23 protein-coding genes are annotated in these 19,825 nt (G+C 29.7%); 10 read left to right on the top strand and 13 right to left on the bottom strand.

Annotation, left to right across the window (positions count from 1 at the left end):
• Positions 1-38 precede the first annotated feature (38 nt).
• Positions 39-1,493, top strand: coding sequence for a phosphomannomutase/phosphoglucomutase (locus F754_RS0102705; RefSeq protein WP_023648382.1), 1,455 nt, complete (start codon positions 39-41; stop codon positions 1,491-1,493).
• Positions 1,477-1,764: a hypothetical protein gene (locus F754_RS0102700; protein WP_023648381.1), complete on the top strand. Its 288-nt coding sequence runs from the start codon at positions 1,477-1,479 to the stop codon at positions 1,762-1,764. The genes F754_RS0102705 and F754_RS0102700 overlap by 17 nt, the downstream gene beginning before the upstream one ends.
• A gap of 106 nt (positions 1,765-1,870) precedes the next feature.
• Here the strand turns inward: F754_RS0102700 and F754_RS0102695 are convergent, their stop codons facing one another.
• From F754_RS0102695 to F754_RS0102675, 5 genes are read right to left on the bottom strand one after another with little or no spacing between them, the layout of a single operon-like run.
• Positions 1,871-2,272, bottom strand: coding sequence for an HIT domain-containing protein (locus F754_RS0102695; protein ID WP_023648380.1), 402 nt, complete (start codon positions 2,270-2,272; stop codon positions 1,871-1,873).
• Positions 2,273-2,274: 2 nt separating this feature from the next.
• The gene (locus F754_RS0102690) at positions 2,275-3,060 is read right to left on the bottom strand and encodes a sulfite exporter TauE/SafE family protein (RefSeq protein ID WP_023648379.1); all 786 of its coding nucleotides are present in this window, start codon (positions 3,058-3,060) and stop codon (positions 2,275-2,277) included.
• A 40-nt stretch (positions 3,061-3,100) separates the two neighbouring features.
• Positions 3,101-4,093, bottom strand: a complete 993-nt coding sequence (gene dusA / locus F754_RS0102685) for a tRNA dihydrouridine(20/20a) synthase DusA (protein ID WP_023648378.1) — start codon at positions 4,091-4,093, stop codon at positions 3,101-3,103.
• A gap of 22 nt (positions 4,094-4,115) precedes the next feature.
• Positions 4,116-4,652 (bottom strand): DNA-directed RNA polymerase subunit omega, encoded by a 537-nt coding sequence (locus tag F754_RS0102680; RefSeq protein ID WP_023648377.1) that lies wholly within the window; start codon positions 4,650-4,652, stop codon positions 4,116-4,118.
• Positions 4,653-4,695: 43 nt separating this feature from the next.
• Complete coding sequence (locus F754_RS0102675) at positions 4,696-5,904, bottom strand: MFS transporter (protein WP_023648376.1); 1,209 nt, start codon at positions 5,902-5,904, stop codon at positions 4,696-4,698.
• An 11-nt stretch (positions 5,905-5,915) separates the two neighbouring features.
• Between F754_RS0102675 and F754_RS0102670 the strand changes: the two genes are divergently transcribed.
• Together F754_RS0102670 and F754_RS0102665 are read left to right on the top strand one after the other, a co-directional pair.
• On the top strand, positions 5,916-6,791 hold the full coding sequence (locus F754_RS0102670) for an NAD(P)-dependent oxidoreductase (RefSeq protein WP_023648375.1): 876 nt from the start codon (positions 5,916-5,918) through the stop codon (positions 6,789-6,791).
• Between the two features lie 63 nt (positions 6,792-6,854).
• Positions 6,855-7,400, top strand: a complete 546-nt coding sequence (locus F754_RS0102665) for a pyridoxamine 5'-phosphate oxidase family protein (protein ID WP_051332837.1) — start codon at positions 6,855-6,857, stop codon at positions 7,398-7,400.
• Here the strand turns inward: F754_RS0102665 and F754_RS0102660 are convergent.
• From F754_RS0102660 to F754_RS0102645, 4 genes are read right to left on the bottom strand one after another with little or no spacing between them, the layout of a single operon-like run.
• On the bottom strand, positions 7,397-8,179 hold the full coding sequence (locus F754_RS0102660; protein ID WP_023648373.1) for a hypothetical protein: 783 nt from the start codon (positions 8,177-8,179) through the stop codon (positions 7,397-7,399). The genes F754_RS0102665 and F754_RS0102660 overlap by 4 nt on opposite strands.
• A gap of 3 nt (positions 8,180-8,182) precedes the next feature.
• Positions 8,183-9,076, bottom strand: a complete 894-nt coding sequence (locus F754_RS07575) for a hypothetical protein (RefSeq protein WP_023648372.1) — start codon at positions 9,074-9,076, stop codon at positions 8,183-8,185.
• Between the two features lie 8 nt (positions 9,077-9,084).
• A complete protein-coding gene (locus F754_RS0102650) occupies positions 9,085-10,047 on the bottom strand; it encodes a hypothetical protein (RefSeq protein WP_027303443.1) in 963 nt (320 codons plus the stop codon).
• 5 nt (positions 10,048-10,052) lie between these two features.
• Positions 10,053-10,565 carry a gamma carbonic anhydrase family protein gene (locus tag F754_RS0102645; protein WP_023648370.1) on the bottom strand — a complete coding sequence of 171 codons (513 nt, stop codon included), beginning with the start codon at positions 10,563-10,565 and terminating at the stop codon, positions 10,053-10,055.
• A gap of 37 nt (positions 10,566-10,602) precedes the next feature.
• Between F754_RS0102645 and F754_RS0102640 the strand changes: the two genes are divergently transcribed.
• Genes F754_RS0102640 through F754_RS0102625 form a run of 4 tightly spaced genes read left to right on the top strand, consistent with a single transcriptional unit; the run spans position 10,603 to position 14,053 of the window.
• Positions 10,603-11,157 (top strand): thioredoxin family protein, encoded by a 555-nt coding sequence (locus F754_RS0102640; protein WP_023648369.1) that lies wholly within the window; start codon positions 10,603-10,605, stop codon positions 11,155-11,157.
• Positions 11,157-12,239, top strand: coding sequence for a glycosyltransferase family 4 protein (locus tag F754_RS0102635; RefSeq protein WP_023648368.1), 1,083 nt, complete (start codon positions 11,157-11,159; stop codon positions 12,237-12,239). The genes F754_RS0102640 and F754_RS0102635 overlap by 1 nt, the downstream gene beginning before the upstream one ends.
• A 3-nt stretch (positions 12,240-12,242) precedes the next feature.
• The gene (locus F754_RS0102630) at positions 12,243-13,106 is read left to right on the top strand and encodes a DMT family transporter (protein WP_023648367.1); all 864 of its coding nucleotides are present in this window, start codon (positions 12,243-12,245) and stop codon (positions 13,104-13,106) included.
• A 59-nt stretch (positions 13,107-13,165) separates the two neighbouring features.
• A complete protein-coding gene (locus F754_RS0102625) occupies positions 13,166-14,053 on the top strand; it encodes a DMT family transporter (protein WP_023648366.1) in 888 nt (295 codons plus the stop codon).
• Here the strand turns inward: F754_RS0102625 and F754_RS0102620 are convergent.
• Genes F754_RS0102620 through F754_RS0102610 form a run of 3 tightly spaced genes read right to left on the bottom strand, consistent with a single transcriptional unit; the run spans position 14,043 to position 17,023 of the window.
• Complete coding sequence (locus tag F754_RS0102620) at positions 14,043-15,548, bottom strand: tripartite tricarboxylate transporter permease (RefSeq protein WP_023648365.1); 1,506 nt, start codon at positions 15,546-15,548, stop codon at positions 14,043-14,045. The genes F754_RS0102625 and F754_RS0102620 overlap by 11 nt on opposite strands.
• Positions 15,545-16,015 carry a tripartite tricarboxylate transporter TctB family protein gene (locus F754_RS0102615; protein WP_023648364.1) on the bottom strand — a complete coding sequence of 157 codons (471 nt, stop codon included), beginning with the start codon at positions 16,013-16,015 and terminating at the stop codon, positions 15,545-15,547. The genes F754_RS0102620 and F754_RS0102615 overlap by 4 nt, the downstream gene beginning before the upstream one ends.
• Positions 16,016-16,042: 27 nt before the next feature.
• Positions 16,043-17,023 carry a tripartite tricarboxylate transporter substrate binding protein gene (locus F754_RS0102610; protein ID WP_023648363.1) on the bottom strand — a complete coding sequence of 327 codons (981 nt, stop codon included), beginning with the start codon at positions 17,021-17,023 and terminating at the stop codon, positions 16,043-16,045.
• A 114-nt stretch (positions 17,024-17,137) separates the two neighbouring features.
• On the opposite strand from F754_RS0102610, the gene F754_RS0102605 reads away from it, so the two are divergent.
• Both F754_RS0102605 and F754_RS07570 read left to right on the top strand, forming a co-directional pair.
• Positions 17,138-17,839, top strand: a complete 702-nt coding sequence (locus F754_RS0102605; protein ID WP_027303442.1) for a helix-turn-helix domain-containing protein — start codon at positions 17,138-17,140, stop codon at positions 17,837-17,839.
• Positions 17,839-18,891, top strand: a complete 1,053-nt coding sequence (locus F754_RS07570) for an AbrB family transcriptional regulator (RefSeq protein WP_023648361.1) — start codon at positions 17,839-17,841, stop codon at positions 18,889-18,891. The genes F754_RS0102605 and F754_RS07570 overlap by 1 nt, the downstream gene beginning before the upstream one ends.
• On the opposite strand, the gene F754_RS0102595 is transcribed toward F754_RS07570, so the two are convergent.
• Positions 18,881-19,822: a glycosyltransferase family 9 protein gene (locus F754_RS0102595; protein ID WP_023648360.1), complete on the bottom strand. Its 942-nt coding sequence runs from the start codon at positions 19,820-19,822 to the stop codon at positions 18,881-18,883. The genes F754_RS07570 and F754_RS0102595 overlap by 11 nt on opposite strands.
• Between the last annotated feature and the right edge of the window lie 3 nt (positions 19,823-19,825).

Raw genomic sequence — 19,825 nt, 5'->3', positions numbered from 1 at the left:
TCAATAAAAAAATTTAAAAAAGAGTAAGTAATTAACAGATGAATCAAATTTTAAAAATAGACCCCTATGGTTTTAGGGAATATGACGCTCGATGGTTGTACGAAAAAGACATCAATAAAGAGGGAATCACGAATCTTGGGAAGGGTTTAGGCACACAAATAAAAAAACATACTCAAAAAGATAATCCAAGAGTAATCGTCGGGCACGATTACAGATCTTATAGTGAAGAAATTAAAAGTGCTCTTAAAAAAGGGTTAATCACAACTGGGTGTTATGTTGAGGATGTAGGTTTATCATTATCACCGATGGTTTATTTTGCACAATTTAACTTAGATGCAGATGCGGTTGCAATGGTTACGGCAAGTCATAACGAGAATGGTTGGACTGGTGTAAAAATGGGTATCAAAAAAGGATTAACTCATGCACCTGAAGAAATGAAAGAATTAAAAGAAATTACATTAAATAAAAACTTCTCAAATGGTGAAGGAACTGAAAAAAAAATTAAAAATTTTCAACAAGTTTACAAGGATGATTTAATAAATGGTAATAAGATTAATAAAAAATTAAAAGCAGTTGTTGCATGTGGAAATGGTACTGCTGGTGTATTTGCTCCCAATATTTTGAGAGGAATTGGTTGTGAGGTTATTGAGCTTGACTGTAATTTAGATTGGACTTTTCCAAAATACAATCCTAATCCAGAGGATTTAGAAATGCTTCATGCAATTGCAAAATCAGTTAAAGATAATAATGCAGATGTGGGTTTTGGATTCGATGGTGATGGAGATAGAGTTGGTGTAATAGACAATGAAGGAAATGAAATATTTTCTGATAAAATTGGTTTATTAATTGCAAGAAACCTATCAACAAAACATAAAAATTCTAAGTTTGTGGTAGATGTAAAATCAACTGGATTATATTCAAAAGATAAAGTTTTATTAGAAAATGGTTGTGAAACTATTTATTGGAAAACAGGACATTCTCATATTAAAAGAAAAGTAAATACTGAAAAAGCATTAGCTGGTTTTGAAAAAAGTGGTCATTTCTTCTTCAATCAACCATTAGGCTATGGTTATGATGATGGTATCAATTCAGCAATTCACATATGTCATTTATTAGATAATCAAAATAAAAATATGAGTGAAATAATTAATGAATTACCAAATACTTATCAAACACCCACTATGGCGCCTTTCTGTAAAGATGAAGAAAAATATCAAGTAGTTGAAGATTTAGTTAAACAAGTTGAAGAAATAAAAAAAAATCAAACTAAGATTGATGAACAAATAATCACAGAAGTACTTACTGTTAACGGAGTAAGATTTTCTTTTGAAGATGGATCTTGGGGATTAATTAGAGCCTCTTCAAATAAACCATCATTAGTAATTGTAACAGAAAGCCCGACATCAGATATCAGAAAGAAGAAAATTTTTAATTTTATTGATAATTTGCTTCAAAAAACTGGAAAAGTTGGCGAATATGATCAAAAAATTTAACCTAATTTTAATTCTATTCTTTTTAATACCCTTAAAAAGTCATGCATTTAGTGAGCAAAATGAGCAAAAAATGTACATTGGTTGCTACCAGAACTCAAAACAGTATTTAGGTGCAGATAAATCCAAAATCTATTGCAAATGCACAGTTAATAAATTAAGTAAAAAGTTTTCTGATGAAGAGTTGGATGCTGTTTTCAAGCAAAAGCCAGAGGATATTTATAAAGATACTGAGTTTGCGTCTAAATTCTGTGAAAAAAAGGTCCTTAATTAAAATTATACAATAAATCAAAGATTCAATCAAAACGTGCTTCGTTATTTTCTGAGAATCGGATAAATTTTTAAGTGAGGTGATGGAGGGAGACTGAAGTCACCTCTTTTTATTTAATAGCCTTACTAAACTTTCGGATCATGATAGTTAAGGCTTCTTTAGTATAATTTTTACCTTTAACAACCCAAACAGATAATGGCCATGAGCTATCTTTTTTATATCTTGCAATAATGTGAATATGTAATTGAGGAACAATATTACCAATTTTTTCAACATTAAGTTTTGGAGTTTTAAATATTTTTCTCATTATTTTACTTACATAAACAATTTCTTTAATAAGTAGAATTTGATCTTTAGAATTTAGATCACTCATATCAGTAATCTTATTTCTTTTAGGAATTAAAATAAGCCATGGAAATTTAGAATTATCATGAAGCCTAATACTACATAATTTAAGATCTATTATATGATATGACGACTCTAAAAATTTTTTATTGACCTTAAAATACATATTTATAATTTTATATATTCATAGAAAAACTTAATTGCTACAATTAGTAAAAAAATACCAAGAAGTTTACTAATTTTATTTTTATCTATTTTGTGAACTGTTCTTGCACCCAATCTTGCCATAAAAGTTGTAATAGGAATAAAGATTAAAAAAGCTGGCACATTTAAGAACCCAATACTAAAAGGTAAATTTGTTTTTAAATAACTTCCTGAAATAAAAAAACCTGTGGCACCAAACAATGCAATTAGAAAACCAATTGCTGCTGCACTACCAATTGCTTTATTAATTGAATAACCAAAGAACTTAAGAATTGGTACATTCATGACAGCACCGCCTATGCCCGTTATAGCTGAAATAAATCCAACAATTGAACCAAGTATGATTTTTAAATATAGTTTCATTTCAGATATTACATTTTGTTCTTTTTCTTTAATTAAAAAAGAATAAATTCCTAAAATGAATATTACGATTGAAAAAAAAAGTACTAGAGGTTTTGTTTTAACAGTTGCAGCAAATATTGTTCCCAAAATAACTCCTACAACCACAAAAATACCGTAACTTTTAACTACGTTAAAATCCACCGCATTAAATTTATGATGGGTTAAAACTGAAACTATTGACGTTGGAATTATTATTGAAAAAGAGGTTCCAACCGCTAAATGCATTATATATTGTTGATCAATTCCTAATGATCCAAAAATATAATAAAGAAATGGAACTGTAATTAAACCACCACCAATACCAAATAAACCAGCAACAAAACCAACAGGCACTGCAGTTAATGCCATTAACAAAATAAAATAACTATATTCGTTAGCTATAATTGAATTAAGCAGATTGCCCTACACTTGTATCAATATTATTATATTTTATTTTATCCATGATGTGATCAATTTTTTTCACATCTGCATCTCTTACGCACATGTTTTCACTTAAATATCTTTTCCAATAACTTGCACCAGTTTGACCATGAAATAAGCCTATGGTGTGTCTCATTATTTGATTTAATCTTGTCCCTTTCTTTGTTTCCTCTTTTACATAAGGAATTAATTGTTCAATAACATCTTGTCTGCTTAAAACTTCATTGGTGCCAAAAATTTCTTTTTCAATATCTGCCAACATATAAGGTGTATGGTATGCAGCTCTTCCAATCATCACTCCATCTGTTTTTTGTAGATGTGGTTTGATTTGATCAACAGATGTTATTCCACCATTTATAATTATCTCTTCATTGGGGAAATCTTCTTTTAATTTATAAACATACTCATATTTTAATGGAGGAATATTTAAATTTTGTTTAGGTGTAAATTTACCTAACATTGCTTTTCTCGCATGAATAATGAATGTTTTTACTCCTGTTGATTTTAAAGTTGAAATAAAATTATGAAGATTTTCATAATCTTCAACATTATCATATCCAATTCTAGTTTTGATAGTTACCGGTAAACTTGTTGAGGCTTGCATTTTACTTAAACAATCTGCAACTAAATTAGGCTCTTTCATTAAACAGGCTCCAAATTTACTTTTTTCAACTTTTCTACTTGGACAACCTAAATTCAAATTAATTTCATCATATCCAAAGTCTTCTCCTAACATTGAAGCTTCAGATAAAAGTTTTGGCGAAGATCCTCCTAGTTGAAGGGCTACTGGTTTTTCATTAATATTAAATTCAAGTAATCTTTTTTTATCTCCTCTATTGATTGCTTCATCAACAACCATCTCTGTATAAAGAAGTGTATTTTTTGAAATCAGTCTTAAAAAGTAACGCTCATGACGATCTGTACAATCCATCATAGGAGCAACTGATACTTTCCTATTCATGAATTAACTTTATATGATTTTACTATGAGTTTGAAGTGTCTGAATCTTCTGAATTTACTTCTGCTTCTAGGTTTTCTTGTTCCGAAACTTCATCTAATGAAACCTCACCTTGTTCATTCATTGTTTCTTCACCAGCTGACACATCAACATCTGGCTTAGCTGTTTCTGATAATTCAGCTAAATCTTCTTTTGAAACTTGAATTTTTTCTGGAGTTTTTCTTGCTCTTTTAGATGGAAGTATTGGTGTACCACTTTTTGAAATTTCACCTTTGTACATGTTTTCAAAATCATCACCCACTTCTTCATCGTCTTCAGCCCCATCATCAACTTGTTCAACGTGTTTTCTAAGTTTATAAACAGCACTTTCTGTTAAATCTGAAACTTTAATTTTTGCTTCTGCAATTTCTCTTAATGAAATAACTGTATTTTTATCGTTATCTCTATCTAAAGTTGGTTCAATACCTGAATTTAATTGAGTAGCTCTTTCTTTAGCAACAAGTACTAATTCGTATGGGCTATCTACTTTATCTATACAATCTTCTACTGTAACTCTTGCCATGCGCAGTATCTACACAGTGAACCTTAAAAAATCAAGGAGTATTTTACAAATAATGTGGATTTAATTTATTTCTTACTAAATAAAGAAGAATTATAGAACATAAAATATATACTCCAGAAACAATGGCTATTTGCTCAATAGATAAACCATTATCAATGAGAATACCAAATAAAGCAGTGCCAAATGCAGTTGAAAAAACCATCAATGCTGTCGTCAAAGCTTTAATAGATCCAATATATTTAACTCCATAAATTTCAGCCCAAGTCGAAGATCCTAAAACGTTAGCTAAACCATTAGATATCCCTATTAGACCTAAAAAAATAAACGACGAAAATGAAGAATCAAAATAAAACAGAACAAAAGTAGCAATAAGAAGAGGCATGTTCATATAAATTAATAATCTACGGCTGCTAAACTTATCAATTAAAAATCCAGAAACAAATAATGTAATTACAGAAAATATTGAATAAGCCATGAATGATTGTGCAATAACATATGGACCCCAACCTTTTGATGTTGAGATAAATGATTGATAAACAAAAGTGCCTGTAGCAATCCACGGCATTGCCAACATAGTCATACAAATAATATAAAATCTATAATCCTTTAGAACCTCAATTCGTTTCCATTGTTTTGTTTCTCTTCTAGTTTCATCTTTTTTAGAAGAGTCTTCTCTTGTATCTAGTCTAACATTTCTAACTAATGAATATGCAGTAACAGGTAATACGATGATAATCAAAATTGAAATTGATATCCAAATATCTCTCCATTCAATAAAAGTTAATAAAAAAACAATTAAAACTGGCATAGTGAACTCAGCTAACGACAATCCTAACCAACAAGTGCTTAATGCTCTTCCTCTATTTTTTTCAAAGTAACGAGAAATAGTTGTAGTTGCTGTATGCGTTGTTAAACCTTGACCAGCTAGTCTCATTAAAAATATTCCAATAAACAAAAAGATTACTGAGGAAATTTTAGAGAATATAAAACAAGATATAGATAAAAATATTATTACATATGATGCAAACTTTAAAATATTTACATCATCAATTTTTTTTCCAATCCAAACCAGAACTAAGCTACTTAATAATGTTGCGGAAGCAAAAATTGAGCCAAATTGTCCATGTGTAATTGATAAGGCATCTCTTATACTGGAATTGAACAATCCAAGAAAAAAACTCTGTCCAAAACTAGAAAAAAATGTAAATATAAAACCAAATATAATTACTTTTAAACTTAAACTTTTAAACATATAGAAAAATTATGACTTGTAATGTTGCTTTCATAGGTCTTGGTGTCATGGGTTATCCAATGGCAGGTTATATATCAAAAGCTGGTCACAATGTAACTGTTTATAACAGAACAGGTGCTAAAGCTGATAAATGGATTGCAGAATATAAGGGATCAAAAGCTGATACACCTGCAAAAGCTGCTGAGGGTGCTGACTTTATTTTTACCTGTGTTGGAAATGATAATGATTTAAGAGAAGTTTCTCTTGGAGAAAATGGGTTATTTAAAACTGCAAAAGAAGGTTGTGTTTACGTAGATAACTCTACTGTATCAGCAGAAATTTCTAGAGAACTATACGCTGCTGCTAAAGATAAAGGATTTAATTTTTTAGATGCGCCTATCTCTGGTGGTCAAGCAGGAGCTGAGGGTGGAATACTAACTGTGATGGTTGGTGGTGACGAAGAAGTTTTTAAAAAAGCTGAACCAGTAATTGATTGCTATAGCAGAAAAGTAAAATTAATTGGTAAATCTGGAAGTGGACAGTTGACTAAAATGATGAACCAAATGTGTATAGCAGGAGCTGTTCAAGGTTTATCTGAAGCTATTAACTTTGGAATTAATGCTGGATTAGATATGGATATAGTTATGGAAACAATATCAAAAGGTGCGGCCCAATCTTGGCAGATGGAAAATAGATACCGAACTATGACTGATGATGTGTTTGATTATGGTTTTGCAGTAGATTGGATGAGAAAAGATTTAGCAATAGTTATTGAAGAAGCAAAAAAAAATGGTTCACCAGTTCCAATTACAGAGCTTATTGATGGTTATTATGCAAAAGTTCAAGAGATGGGTGGAAACCGTTGGGATAGCTCAAGCTTAATTGCTCTTCTCAAAAAGAAAAAATAATCTGTGACTGATACTGTTCCTTATTACGAGGACTTTACTGAGATTAAAAAGAAAATTTGGTCCATGCTAACTAATGCAGTCAAAGATAGAAGTTCACCCTTTAGAATACCTGTATTTATTTGTGGAAACCAATCTGATTTTGATGGACGAATTGTGGTTCTAAGGAAATCGGATGAAGCTAATAATCTTGTTCAATACCATAGTGATATTAGATCAGATAAAATTGCTAAATTAAAAACAAATAAAAATGCTGCAATGTTATTCTACGATAAGGAAGAAAAGATCCAAGTTAGACTAAAAGTAGAATGTACTGTTAATCATGAAAATGAAATTACAAAAGAGTCTTGGTCAAAAACGCAACATATATCTAGGAAATGTTATTTAGTTAATAATGGACCAGGAACAGAAAGTGATATTCCAACATCAGGCTTAAAACCTGAGCTTGATAATTTTGATTATACCAAAGAACAAAGTGAAGAAGGTTATAAAAACTTCACTGTTATTCAGTGTAAAATTAAATCTATAGAATGGCTTTATTTAGCAGCTAAAGGTCACCGTAGAGCTAGATTTGATTTAGAAAATAACAAAGATCACTGGTTAGTTCCTTAATTAAAAGTAGCCGTTACATCTCCAAATGCTGAAGATGTCACTTCAACTAACTTTTTATCATTTATAGGCACCGGAAAACCATAAGCTCCAGTTAAAATTAAATCACCTTTTTTTAAATAATTATTTTTTTTAGCCTGTTCTTTAATTAACCACTGTATTTCTGAAAGCATATCATTTGGCCATATTTTATTAGTCCAAGTATCAATAACTTCTTTATCATAAATAAGTTTAAGATCTGTTTTAGTTTTATCTGAAGGTAATTTTGTTTCAGAGCCCAAAATAACACCAGCATGTATGGCATTATTAGTAAGAAGTTCTGCTCCATATGGTTCGTTTCCATAAAAAACTAAATTATGAATTTCTATAAGGGGATAAATTCCCTCGATAGATTGTAGTATGTAATCAAAAGATGCTAGATCAGGTTTAATATCACGATTTAATATAACTCCAAATTCTGCTTCCATAGCAGGATTAGTATAATCTTTTTTGTTTAGTTCTACGCCACTGGCATATAATTCACTTTTCCAAAGGTAGCCACAGGCAGGTTGAGTAAACCCCATTTTTTTTTGAGTATCTTTGGAAACGCATCCTATCTTATAACCAATAACCTTTTCACCTCTCTTCTCTCTTAATCTTGCTACATTTGATTGAATAAGAAGGGCATCCTCATTAGTTATAATTTTTTTTTCTTTAAAAATTACTCCAGGATTTTTAAAGTCATAATCTTCTAAGATTTTATTTGCAAATATATCTAATTCTTCAACAGATAATTTATTCACCTGTTACTTTTTCCAATTTTTAAACCACTCTACTTTCGCATTAGGATATACACCAAATGTACACCATTCATCTTTTCTTCCTTTAAGAAGTTTTTTGTTTGTGTATCTAGATGGAATTTCAAATTTTCCTGGTGGATAACCTCTTACTTTTTGAGCTAAAGCACATTGTATTGGTAAAGGATCGTATGGATCATCAGATGTCGGAGTTAAATAAACAGAGTCTTTTAGATCTGGACAAGTAGGATCACCATGTCCATAAATAGCTTTACCGAGACTTTTTTTAAGATCTGGCCCTAATATTCCTGTATCTAAATGTTTACCTCTAGTAACACCTTTTGTACATGCCATTGCAAACCCTAGTCCATGTAGTAATTCATGTACACCAACAGGAGAAACTTTTTTTCCAACACTTTGAATAAATACATATCCATGATGAGGTCCCATCATGCCACCATCTCGATGCTTGGCCTCTACAAAAGAAAAATATATTTTTTTTGGATTATTAAATCCATTTTTTTGTAAAAAATAATCTGGATAACTCATATTCCAACCTTTATTTTTTAATGCTTTTCTATCCATTCTTACAAATGAGATATCAAGTTTACCATCTTTTCTATAGTCAAATTTAAATCTTTGATTATTTTTTGTTATCTTAAAAAACAAATCATCTATTTTTTTTACTTCTTTTTCTATCCAACCATTAACATCTCTTTTTTTATCTTTTCCTTTTTTACCTAAGAGATAAATTATATGAATTTGGAAGTCATCTGTTACATCAGGTTGATCTTCAAAAAATCTTCCAGGTTTATCATCAGCTGCTAATAAAGATGAGTTAAAAAGAATAACTAATAACAATATTAATATTTTTCTCATATCTACATATTTAAATTTTTTCATGATTGAGCCTAATTCATCGGACCAAACCAGTCAAACTTATCAGTCCAGTTTCTCCAATTACATGTTGGTCCAATTCTATTCTTATACCATTTGTTTGATTTTTCGGCTTTAGCCAAAATTTTAACTAACTTTGGATGAGTATATTTTCCAAGATTTCTTTCACACATAATCTCATAAGGATTATAAGGATCTTCAGATGTTGGTATTAAATAAACGCTATCTTTAAATTGAGGACAGCCCTCTATATTGTGCGTGTATAAATTTCTATTTAGTTTAAATCCTGCACTAAGCATGTGATCAGTGCCACCGTTATAATGGTCTGAATAGTGTATCTTTTTCATACCTTTCATACATCTAATTCCCATTAATTGAGTGTGAAGAAGTTCATGAAGATTGGTTTGAATTAATTTTTCATCAATACTCATTCGATTACTTTTAGAAAATACTCCTCCTATACCAACTCCTGCATCACCACTTTGATCTCCTTTGCTTGCATCAGTCCATAAAAAATATGTTTTCTTTTTATTGGTGAAACCACCAAATTGGTGGAAGTAATGGCCCATTTGAGTATTAACACTTTTATCTTTCAATTCTTTCCAGTTCTTACTAGTTCTAATAAATGTGATGTCTAGTTTTCCATCTTTTCTGTAATCATATCTAAACTTTTTACCAATTCCTCCAGAACCTTTGTTTATTTTTGTGCTATTAAACAATTTATCATTTGCTTTTTCCAAAATATCCTGCATTTTGCCATTGATATCTAGCTCTCTATCTTTTCCATCAGATGGCAGTAAATAAATAAAATGAATTTGATGATCATCAGTTATATCAGGCTGGTCTTCAAAAAATCTGCCTGTCTTTTGATCTTTTGATAAATCAATTTTTTTAAAATTATCAATTTTACTCTTTGAAAAAGAGTAATTTGGTAAAATAAAAATAAAAAATAAAAATGTAATTAAGAATTTTTTCATAATTTTCAAAATATTGATTTTGAATATTTTTTCCAATTATCTTGATAATGTCTAGTATTTTCCAAAACTGCTTTTTTTTCTTCCTCTGTCACTTCTCTTATTACTTTACCTGGTGAGCCCACTACTAATGAATTGTCGGGAATAACTTTATTTTCAGTAATCAAGGCTTTAGCACCAATGATACAATTTTTTCCAATCTTGGCATTATTCAGAATTACAGCCCCAATACCAATCAGGCTGTTGTCTCCGATTGTACAGCCATGAAGCATAACTAGATGACCAACTGTTACATCTTTTCCAACATTCAATGGACAGCCTGGGTCAGTATGTAAAACGCTACTGTCTTGGATATTTGACCCCTCACCTATGTAAATATTTTCGATATCACCACGTAATACCGCATTAAACCAAATACTTGAGTTTTTTTCTAAAGTAACATCTCCTATAATGGTTGCATTAGGTGCTACCCAATTTTCGCCAGAGTTTTGAGGTTTTTTATCTTTTAAATCATAAAACATAATTTATATATTCTTATAATTTATATATTCTTATAGTATGCCAATTCAAACTCCAATATGTGATTTTGGTAAAAAAGCTTTACCTTTTGAATTAAAATCAACAGAAAATAAAGTAATTTCTTTAGATGATATTAAAGGTGAAAATGGAACTTTGATAATGTTTATCTGTAACCATTGTCCATATGTAAAAGCGGTTACAAAAGATATTGTTCAAGATTGTAATAAATTAAAAAAAATTGGAGTTAACACAGTTGCAATATGTTCAAATGATTTTGTAAATTATCCAGAAGACTCTTTTGAAAATATGATTAAGTTTTCAAATAATAATCAATTTAATTTCCCTTATTTACATGATGATACTCAAGAAGTTGCAAAATCTTATGAGGCTGTGTGTACACCAGATTTTTTTGGCTATAACAAAAATTTAGAACTTCAATACAGAGGAAGATTAAGAGAGCTTAAAAATTTTGTACCCGTAAATCATGGAGAAAGTGATTTATTCAAATCTATGAAACAAGTTGCTGAAACTGGTAATGGACCACAAGATCAAATTCCGAGCGCTGGATGTGGTATTAAATGGAAGTATAATTAATGTATTTAATCGTTACTAGATCTTTTCCACCAGAACTTGGTGGTATGCAAAATTTAATGTGGGGTCTTGCAAGAGAACTTTCAAAAAGTTTTATGATAAAAGTTTTTGCTGATTATATTGAAAACCACAAATCTTTTGATGAACAAGCTTCGTTTTCAATCGAAAGAGTTGGTGGACCTAAATTATTTAGAAAATATAGAAAAGCTTTTCTAATTGATGATTTTGTTAAAAAAAGTAAAGTTAAAGGAATTATTTCAGACCACTGGAAAAGCTTAGAGCATCTAAAAACTGATAAAAATAAATATTGTCTCATTCACGGTAAAGAAATTAATCATCCTAAAGGATCGGGTATTAATAAACGTATATTAAAAGTTTTAAATAATGTTGAAAAAGTAATTGCCAATTCTAAATACACTAAAAATTTAGCGATAGAACATGGTGTAGATCAAAACAAGATTATTGTTATTAATCCTGGAATTGATCCAATTAAAGATCTTGATAAAAAATCATTGGATAAAGTTGAAAGTTTACTCACTGTTAAAAAACCAAGATTAATTACTGTTTCAAGATTTGATAAGAGAAAAAATCATGAAAAGGTATTAATGGCATTAAGAAATCTAAAGCAGATATACCCAGATATTGTCTATATTTGCATTGGATATGGTGATGAAGAAAAAAATATTAAAAATTTAGTTAAAGAATTAGATTTAGAAGGTCAGCTAATGTTTTTTAAAGATGTAAGTGATGAGTTAAAAAATGCTTTGGTAGCTAAATCAAATATATTTGTAATGCCATCTGTTATTCATAAATCCTCAGTTGAAGGTTTTGGTATAGCTTACACGGAGGCTGCACAATATAGTGTTTCATCCATTGGAGGCAAAGATGGTGGTGCTTCTGATGCAATACAGCATGAAAAAACAGGTTTAATTTGTGATGGTAATAATTTAGATGAAATTTATTCATCAATAAATTCAATGCTAGAAAACAAAAAATATTTAGAATATGGAAAAAATGCTAAAGACTTCGTCGCTAAGTTCTATTGGCCTAATATTGTTGAAGAATATAAAAAAATTCTAAATTAATCTATGCATCTTTTTAAATCCAAAGAATCTATTGGTATCCTTTTTGGAGTCTTTGCTTATTTATCATTTTCTATTCTAGACGCTATTCAAAAGACTTTAGTTCTTCATCATTCTATTTTTCAGTTACTATTAATAAAATATTTTTTTGTTTTATGCTTGAGTTTGTTTGAGTCTAAAAGAAAAAATAATTATTTATTTTATAAATCAAAAAATATTAAATTACAGATTTTTAGAAGTTTATTATCAATGATTGAGTCTGGATGTTTCGTTTTATCTTTTAAATATTTATCATTAGCTAATGCTCATAGTGTTGGATCACTAGCACCAGTAATAGTAGTGGCGTTATCTGCAATAATTTTAAAAGAAAAAGTGTCTCCTAAAACATGGATAGCAATTTTTATTGGTTTTATTGGAGTTTTAATTATTCTTAGACCAACGTCATCAATCTTTGATCCAAAAGCGTTATTACCATTGATTGCTGCTTTTATATTGGGTCTTTATCAAATTGTTACTAAAAAAGTTTCTAAACATGACACAAATGAAACGTCTTTATTTTATACATCACTCATTGGTCTAATAATTATGTCATTATTATCTTCCAAGTTTTGGACTCCGGTAGATAAATCTTCATACACAATGTTTTTAGGTATAGGAGTATTTTTTTCACTAGGTCTTTATCTTCAAATAATTGCATTAAGCAAAGCAAGAGCAAGTATTATCCAACCATTTCATTATACATTGATATTTTGGGCAATAATTTTTGGATATATATTTTATAACGATATTCCAGATATGTTTACTTTATTTGGGGCAGTAATAATCACTTGTTCGGGTATTTTTGTTTTAAACCAATCATCAAAAAATTAATTAAAGGTGTACTAAACTAAGATTGTTTATATTTTAGTTATACTTATAGTAATTTATTAATGTCGAATAACAAATTAGCTATTTTTTTAATTATCACTTCTGTTTTTTTTGGAACTGTAATGCTTTCTTTTTTAAAGATAGCACAAGAAGATGTTAATGTTTATGTGGCAGGTTTTTTTAGATTTTTTTTAGGGTTAGTAATTATTTTGCCCTACATACTTAAAAAAAAAGATACAGTACTTAAAACAACTCATCTTAAACAGCATTTCTTAAGAGCAATTCTTGGGTTACCTGCAATGCTTTTATACTTTTCTGCTTTAGTATTGCTTCCTATTGAAAAACTTACAGCAATATCTTTTGTAGTTCCTTTAATAGTAACAATACTTGCAGTTTTTTTTCTAGGTGAGAAAATTTATATTTATAGAACTTTAGCTCTAATACTTGGTTTTAGTGGAATGCTAGTAATTATTAGACCTGGTTTTGTAGATATATCTATTGGAGTTTATATGGTTTTATTTTCGGCATTACTTTGGTCAGTTAATATAATTATAACTAAAAAAATCTCTAAAGATGATAGCGCGATTACAATTTTAGCCTATCAATCTATTTTTATGAGCCTACTAAGTTTTTTTATAGTTTTATTTTTTTGGGAAATGCCAAGTATAAAAACATTCATCTATCTAATCTTAGCAGCAATGTGTGGAACAGTTTTACATTTAACACTTAACCATGCATTTAAGCTAGTAGATGTTAGTATGACTCAACCCTATTCATTTTTAAATTTAGTTTTTGCATCTATTATTGGGTATTTTGTATTTGATGAAATGCCAGATCTTTATACTTGGATTGGTGCTATTATAATATTTACTGGTGTCCTAATAATTTCTTATAGAGAAATGAAGTTAGACAAAGAAATAATTAGAAAAAGAGTAGATATTAAGAATTAATTTTTTTTTTAAATGTTTTATAAATTTGCCATCCAACAATAAGAATAGTTGTAGCTAATATGCATGCTGTAAGAGTTCTATCCCATAAAAAAGTCCAAGAACCATCACTTAACAATAAAGATCTTCTTAAATTTTCTTCCATCAATCCTCCTAGAACAAAGGCAAGAATGAGAGGAGGCATTGGAAAATCATATAAGCGCATAAAGGTTGCAACCACAGCAATTCCGATCATTAAATAAATATCAAAATTATTAAATGACATTACATAAATTCCAGTAATTGAAAAAAATAATATAAGTGGAATTAAATAGTTTTTAGGTACAGCTAGGATTCTAGCAATGTAAGGAATTAAAGGTAAATTTAAGATAAGTAAAATTACCATTCCAATATACATAGACATAATAACTGACCAGAAAATTTCAGGGTTAGTCATATAAAGTCTAGGACCTGGCTGAATACCAAAACCTAAAAGAGCACCTAACATTACCGCCGTAGTTCCACTTCCTGGAATTCCTAAAGTTAATAGTGGAACAAACGCACCAGAACATGCTGCATTATTTGCAGTTTCAGGTGCGGCTAATCCATGAACACTTCCTTTACCAAATTTTTCTTTTTCTTTGTCACTTACTAAATTTCTCTCCATTCCATAAGCTAAGAATGATGCAATAGTTGCTCCTGCTCCAGGTAAAACTCCAATTATAAAACCAATAATTGAAGTACGAGGAATAGTTTTTAACATTTTTACTCTTTCTTCTTTGTTAATTTTTATTGAACCAAGCTCCGTTAAAGACACTTGTTTTGCAGCAGCTGTTGGATCATTTCGTTTTAAAATAATAGTTAAGGCCTCACTCATTGCAAATGTCGCCATCACTACAAGAACAAAGCTTATGCCGTCAGTTAAGTTCATATTGTTGAATGTAAATCTTGTAATATCAGATAAGCTATCTTGACCAACTGATGCTAACATCAAGCCAAGAACAACCATCATCATTGCTTTAATAAATTGACCTTTGGATGAAAAAGCAGCAATAGCTGTTAAACCTAAAATCATTAATGCAAAATAGTCTGGTGATCTAAAAGATAAACTAACTTTTGATAAACTTGGTGCCAAAAATAACAAATAAATTGCAGCAAGTGTTCCACCAGCAAATGAACTCCAAGCAGCAATAGCTAAAGCTTTACCTGCTTTACCTTGTTGTGCCATTGGATAACCATCAAATGATGTTGCAACAGTTCCTGGAACACCAGGTGCATTTAACAATATAGAAGAAGTTGAACCTCCAAATACAGCCCCATAATAAACACCTGCCATTAAGATTAATCCTGTTGCTGGATCGAAACCATAAGTAATTGGTATCATCAAAGCAATTGCTGTCATTGGTCCAAGACCTGGAAGCATTCCAATGATTGTTCCAAAGAAACAACCAATCATTACCATAAATATATTTTGGAAAGTTAAAGCTGTTGTTAAACCAATTAAAATTCCTTCAATCATCCCATCACTCCAATTAATTTTAAAAAAGGATCTCTAAGATAAATTTCAAGAACACCGTGTAATAAATACATAAATGCTGCAACAAAAGGAAAAGATAGCATAAACATTAATATCCATCTTCTCTCACCTAAAAAATAATATGACCCCATTAAAAAGAAAGAAGTCGTTAAAAAATAACCGACTTTTAAGATGGTTGCTCCATATATAATTGCAATTAAAACTAAAATTCCTGTTTTTTTATATTCTAAAGTTTTGTGCTCTACTTTAATTGTATTTGGATCTGGTAAAATTAATTTTAATCCTGAAAAAAATAAACCAGCATAACCTAAATAGATTGGAAATGTTCTGGCATTAAAAGGCGCATTTTCATCAAATGCAAAAACTTGAATTTGGTAAGCAATATATAAATAAAATGCTGAAAAAATAAAAAAGAGCAGTGATATAATTTTTGTAGTATTTATATTCACTGCTCTAATTTTAAATAATCCTAAGGATTATATAACTCCTAGTTTTTTCATAAGAGCTGTCATTTCTTCTGTTTGTTTTTCTAAGAAAGAAACAAACTTACCTTCTGGGTTATAAATATTAACCCAAGCATTTCTTGCTCTGACAGTTTCCCATTGAGGAGTTTTTTGTACATCGCCTAGCATTTTAGCAATAGCTGATTTGTCTGCATTGCTCATACCTGGAGGGCCAAAAAATCCTCTCCAGTTAACGAATTGCACATCATATCCTTGTTCTTTAAGAGTTGGTGCGTCTGGAGCATCAGAAACTCTTGAAGGAGCAGTAATACCAATAATTGTTACTTGGTCTCTTGCACCCATCAATTCACCTAAACCTGTAGAGATAATTTGAGTCTCTCCAGATAAAAGTCCAGCTAACGCTTTTCCACCAGCATCATAAGGAATATAAGCTACATCATTTGGATTAGCACCAGCAGCTTGGAAAGCTAACGCACCAATTAAATGGTCCATACTTCCTCTTACTGATCCACCTGCCATTTTAATAGAACCTGGATCCTTTTTGTATGCATCAACTACATCTTTAAAGTTTTTATAAGGTGAGTTTTTTGCAACAGCAATTGCACCATAGTCACCAATTACACCAGCGATCGGCACAACATCTTTATAAGATAAAGTACCACTTCCACTCACGTAACCTTTGTGTCTTGTGATTGATCTTAAAACTAATGGTGTTGATTGAACCAAAACCGTGTTTGCAGGTTTATTGTTAATCATGAAAGCTAATGCTTTACCACCACCACCACCTGACATATTTTCAAATGATGCACTTTTTAACATCCCAGCTTTTGTTAAAGCTTCTCCAGTACCTCTAGCAGTTCCATCCCAACCACCACCAGCACCACCACCAATTACAAAGTGCAATTTATCAATTGCTACTGAGCTAGTAGTTGTTGCTGAGAATAATAGGATTGCTGAAAATAATACTGAAACTATTTTTTTTAAGTTTTTCATTATTTTTCCCTCTATTAGTTTTTTTGTCACTTAATTAATATTTTATAGAAATGTCTAATAATAATAATGTTATTGTTCTGTTTAATAGAACATGTTATTCTATTTAATAGAATAATTATGAAATCTAATAAAAATGTTATTGGTGTTGATGCGGTAAACAAAGCTTTAGAAATTCTAAATTGCTTTACCGAAAAAAATGAGGCTTTAACTATAACTAAAATAGCTAATATTACTGGAGATCATAAAAGTAGAATTTCAAGAATATCTAAATCTCTTGAAAATTTTGGATACATTAGAAAAATAAAAAGTGGTGAATTTAAAATTGGTCATACAATCCCAAGATTATTTGAAATTTATGAGAGTAGTTTTAATTTAAAAAATTCTATTAAAGCTGAATTAGATTTCATATCATCCAAAACAAAAGAGACAGCCAGTTTTTTTGTTAGACAAAATGACGTAAGAGTATGTATCCAATCAAGTTCACCCAATAAATCAATAAGACACCAAGAGGTTATTGGAGGTAAAAAACCTATAAACAAAGGTTCAAGTGGTCATGTCTTGTCAGCTTATAATAATTTAGAAATCAAAGATAAGGATGATGTATTAAAAAATGGATATGCTATGACTTTTGGAGATAGAGATTCAGAAATGGCATCTATCTCGGTTCCAATATTTAGAAAAAAAAATCAAATTCTTGGTGCATTAACTATTGCAGGTCATATTTCTAATTTTAATAAAAAAAACTGTATTAGCTTTCTAAATGTTCTTAGATCCTCTAGAGTTAAAATTGAAAAGAATTTAATTAAAACTCAATAATGTTAAAAGAAATCAATCAAATTTTCACAATAAAATTTATTTCTGTTTTAATAATTTCTTTTCCTAGTGCAATTATTGCTGATTATTTTAATATTCCTCTAGCTTGGTTTTTGGGCCCAATGATAGTCACATCAATTGCTGCATTATCAGGTTTAAAAATAATCATGCCTAAAATTGTATTAAGCTTTATCTTGATAATCTTAGGTTTGCATATTGGAAATTACATAGATCAAAATTTATTTAATCAAATAAGTAATTGGATTTGGACTTCGTTAATTATGCTAATCTATATAATAATTTGTATTTTAATTGTTGCTAAATACTTACAAAAATTTGCAGGTTATGGTGAAAAAGCTTCAATATTTTCAGCAGCTCCTGGAGCGTTAGGTCCTTTAATGATTTTAGCTGAAAATGAAAAAACAGATTTATCTCAAGTTGCAACTTCACACTTAATAAGATTAATCATCATAATAACTGTCATTCCATTTATTATAGTAAATAACACTGGCAACGATGTTTTATTAAATGATGACTTCAATTATTTAGCTCAAAATCATTTAAATTTAATTTTACTTATTTTTGTATCGTTATTTTTTATTTTTGTTTTTGATAAAATTAGAGTTCCAGCAGCTTTGCTCTCTGGTACATTATTTGCCAGTGGTTTGTTGCAAATTACAGATATAGCATCATATAAATTACCAGATGAAACTGTAAATTTTTGTCTACTAATTCTTGGTTCTTCGGTTGGGTGTAGATTTGCAGAAAAAACTGTTAAAGAAATAGCTAATAATTCACTTCATAGTATTGTTGCAACAACTATATTAGTAGCTTTGGGATTATTTGCAGCTTATGTTGCAACTTTTTTTGTTGATACAAATATTTTAACTTTAATATTATCTTTTAGTCCTGGTGGAATTTATGAGGTAGCAGTAATAGCAATTGCTTTTGATCTAGATCCAGAATTTGTCGCTTTTCATCATATAATAAGATTGCTCTTTATACTTTTCACTGTTCCTATATTTTTAAGAGTAGTAGAAAAAATTAAGAAATAATTTCAGACAATCTTTCAAAAACTTTTTCTGGTGATAATTTTGATAACTCTGGAGCTTGTATTGCTTTAAAATTTTCTCTTTCAATACTTACTTTAAAAGGAGTTGTGTGAGATCCAAATAAAGCAATTCCTTTTGATCCTAGATGTGCTGTCATGTGAGCAGGACCTGTATCATTTGCAACAACAAATGAACTATCTTTAATTAACGCTGCTAACTGAGAAATGTCTAAAGCTTTTCCATTGTCTAAAACACAAAGGGCATTAATACTTGATGCATCTTTAATTTCTCCTGGTCCAGGTGCAGTAACTACTTTAAATTTATTTTCTAATCTTTCGTTAATCATAGAAATCAAATCATTATAATAAGGCCACTTCTTTGAAGTTAAATGAGGTGAACAAAAAGGAAAAAGAACAATATATTTTTCCAATTGATGATAATTTTTTATTTGAGATATATCTGATGGGCTCCATGAAAAATCAGGGCTTAGGGTTTGGATGGTATTAATTCCAGAGCTTTTTAACTGATGATTAAACCTAGATAAAACTGAGTCTTTATCAAAATCTTCTTTTGTAGATCCCACTGGCAATGTGGTTTCAGTAGACGACCATGTGTCTCTTGTAGCTTTAGGAAATAATATTCTTTTATAAAAAGCTGTTCTACTAGAGTTTTGTAGATCGTAAACTTTGGAAAATTTGTATTTCTTAATATTTCTCATCAATGAATATAAATAAATCAGATTAAATCTTGGTAATCTCTTATCCAAAATAACATTGGAAATATGTGGATTTTTTTTAAATAGATCAAAATATGGTTTGGTTGTTAACAAATGAACTTCATCATCTTTATGATTTTCAGAAATATCTTGAATTGCCCCACATGCTTGAGCTATATCACCCAAAGAACCGTGTTTAATAATTAAAATATTAGACATATT

The sequence above is a fragment of the Candidatus Pelagibacter ubique HTCC8051 genome (assembly GCF_000472605.1).
Classification (GTDB): Bacteria; Pseudomonadota; Alphaproteobacteria; order Pelagibacterales; family Pelagibacteraceae; genus Pelagibacter; species Pelagibacter communis_B.
The sequence above is the reverse complement of the archived record's forward strand: the minus strand, read 5'-3'. Positions and strand labels throughout refer to the sequence as shown.

Bases quoted from the DNA above. Each gene is read 5' to 3' on its own strand.
- F754_RS0102635 (WP_023648368.1), top strand. From the start codon at position 11,157: ATGTATTTAATCGTTACTAGATCTTTTCCACCAGAACTTGGTGGTATG.
- F754_RS0102630 (WP_023648367.1), top strand. From the start codon at position 12,243: ATGCATCTTTTTAAATCCAAAGAATCTATTGGTATCCTTTTTGGAGTC.
- dusA (WP_023648378.1), bottom strand. From the start codon at position 4,093: ATGAATAGGAAAGTATCAGTTGCTCCTATGATGGATTGTACAGATCGT.
- F754_RS0102670 (WP_023648375.1), top strand. From the start codon at position 5,916: ATGACTTGTAATGTTGCTTTCATAGGTCTTGGTGTCATGGGTTATCCA.
- F754_RS0102625 (WP_023648366.1), top strand. From the start codon at position 13,166: ATGTCGAATAACAAATTAGCTATTTTTTTAATTATCACTTCTGTTTTT.
- F754_RS0102690 (WP_023648379.1), bottom strand. From the start codon at position 3,060: ATGGCATTAACTGCAGTGCCTGTTGGTTTTGTTGCTGGTTTATTTGGT.
- F754_RS07575 (WP_023648372.1), bottom strand. From the start codon at position 9,076: ATGAAAAAATTTAAATATGTAGATATGAGAAAAATATTAATATTGTTA.
- F754_RS0102610 (WP_023648363.1), bottom strand. From the start codon at position 17,023: ATGAAAAACTTAAAAAAAATAGTTTCAGTATTATTTTCAGCAATCCTA.
- F754_RS0102695 (WP_023648380.1), bottom strand. From the start codon at position 2,272: ATGTATTTTAAGGTCAATAAAAAATTTTTAGAGTCGTCATATCATATA.
- F754_RS0102650 (WP_027303443.1), bottom strand. From the start codon at position 10,047: ATGAAAAAATTCTTAATTACATTTTTATTTTTTATTTTTATTTTACCA.
- F754_RS0102680 (WP_023648377.1), bottom strand. From the start codon at position 4,652: ATGGCAAGAGTTACAGTAGAAGATTGTATAGATAAAGTAGATAGCCCA.
- F754_RS0102645 (WP_023648370.1), bottom strand. From the start codon at position 10,565: ATGTTTTATGATTTAAAAGATAAAAAACCTCAAAACTCTGGCGAAAAT.
- F754_RS07570 (WP_023648361.1), top strand. From the start codon at position 17,839: ATGTTAAAAGAAATCAATCAAATTTTCACAATAAAATTTATTTCTGTT.
- F754_RS0102620 (WP_023648365.1), bottom strand. From the start codon at position 15,548: ATGATTGAAGGAATTTTAATTGGTTTAACAACAGCTTTAACTTTCCAA.
- F754_RS0102640 (WP_023648369.1), top strand. From the start codon at position 10,603: ATGCCAATTCAAACTCCAATATGTGATTTTGGTAAAAAAGCTTTACCT.
- F754_RS0102665 (WP_051332837.1), top strand. From the start codon at position 6,855: ATGCTAACTAATGCAGTCAAAGATAGAAGTTCACCCTTTAGAATACCT.
- F754_RS0102700 (WP_023648381.1), top strand. From the start codon at position 1,477: ATGATCAAAAAATTTAACCTAATTTTAATTCTATTCTTTTTAATACCC.
- F754_RS0102595 (WP_023648360.1), bottom strand. From the start codon at position 19,822: ATGTCTAATATTTTAATTATTAAACACGGTTCTTTGGGTGATATAGCT.
- F754_RS0102675 (WP_023648376.1), bottom strand. From the start codon at position 5,904: ATGTTTAAAAGTTTAAGTTTAAAAGTAATTATATTTGGTTTTATATTT.
- F754_RS0102705 (WP_023648382.1), top strand. From the start codon at position 39: ATGAATCAAATTTTAAAAATAGACCCCTATGGTTTTAGGGAATATGAC.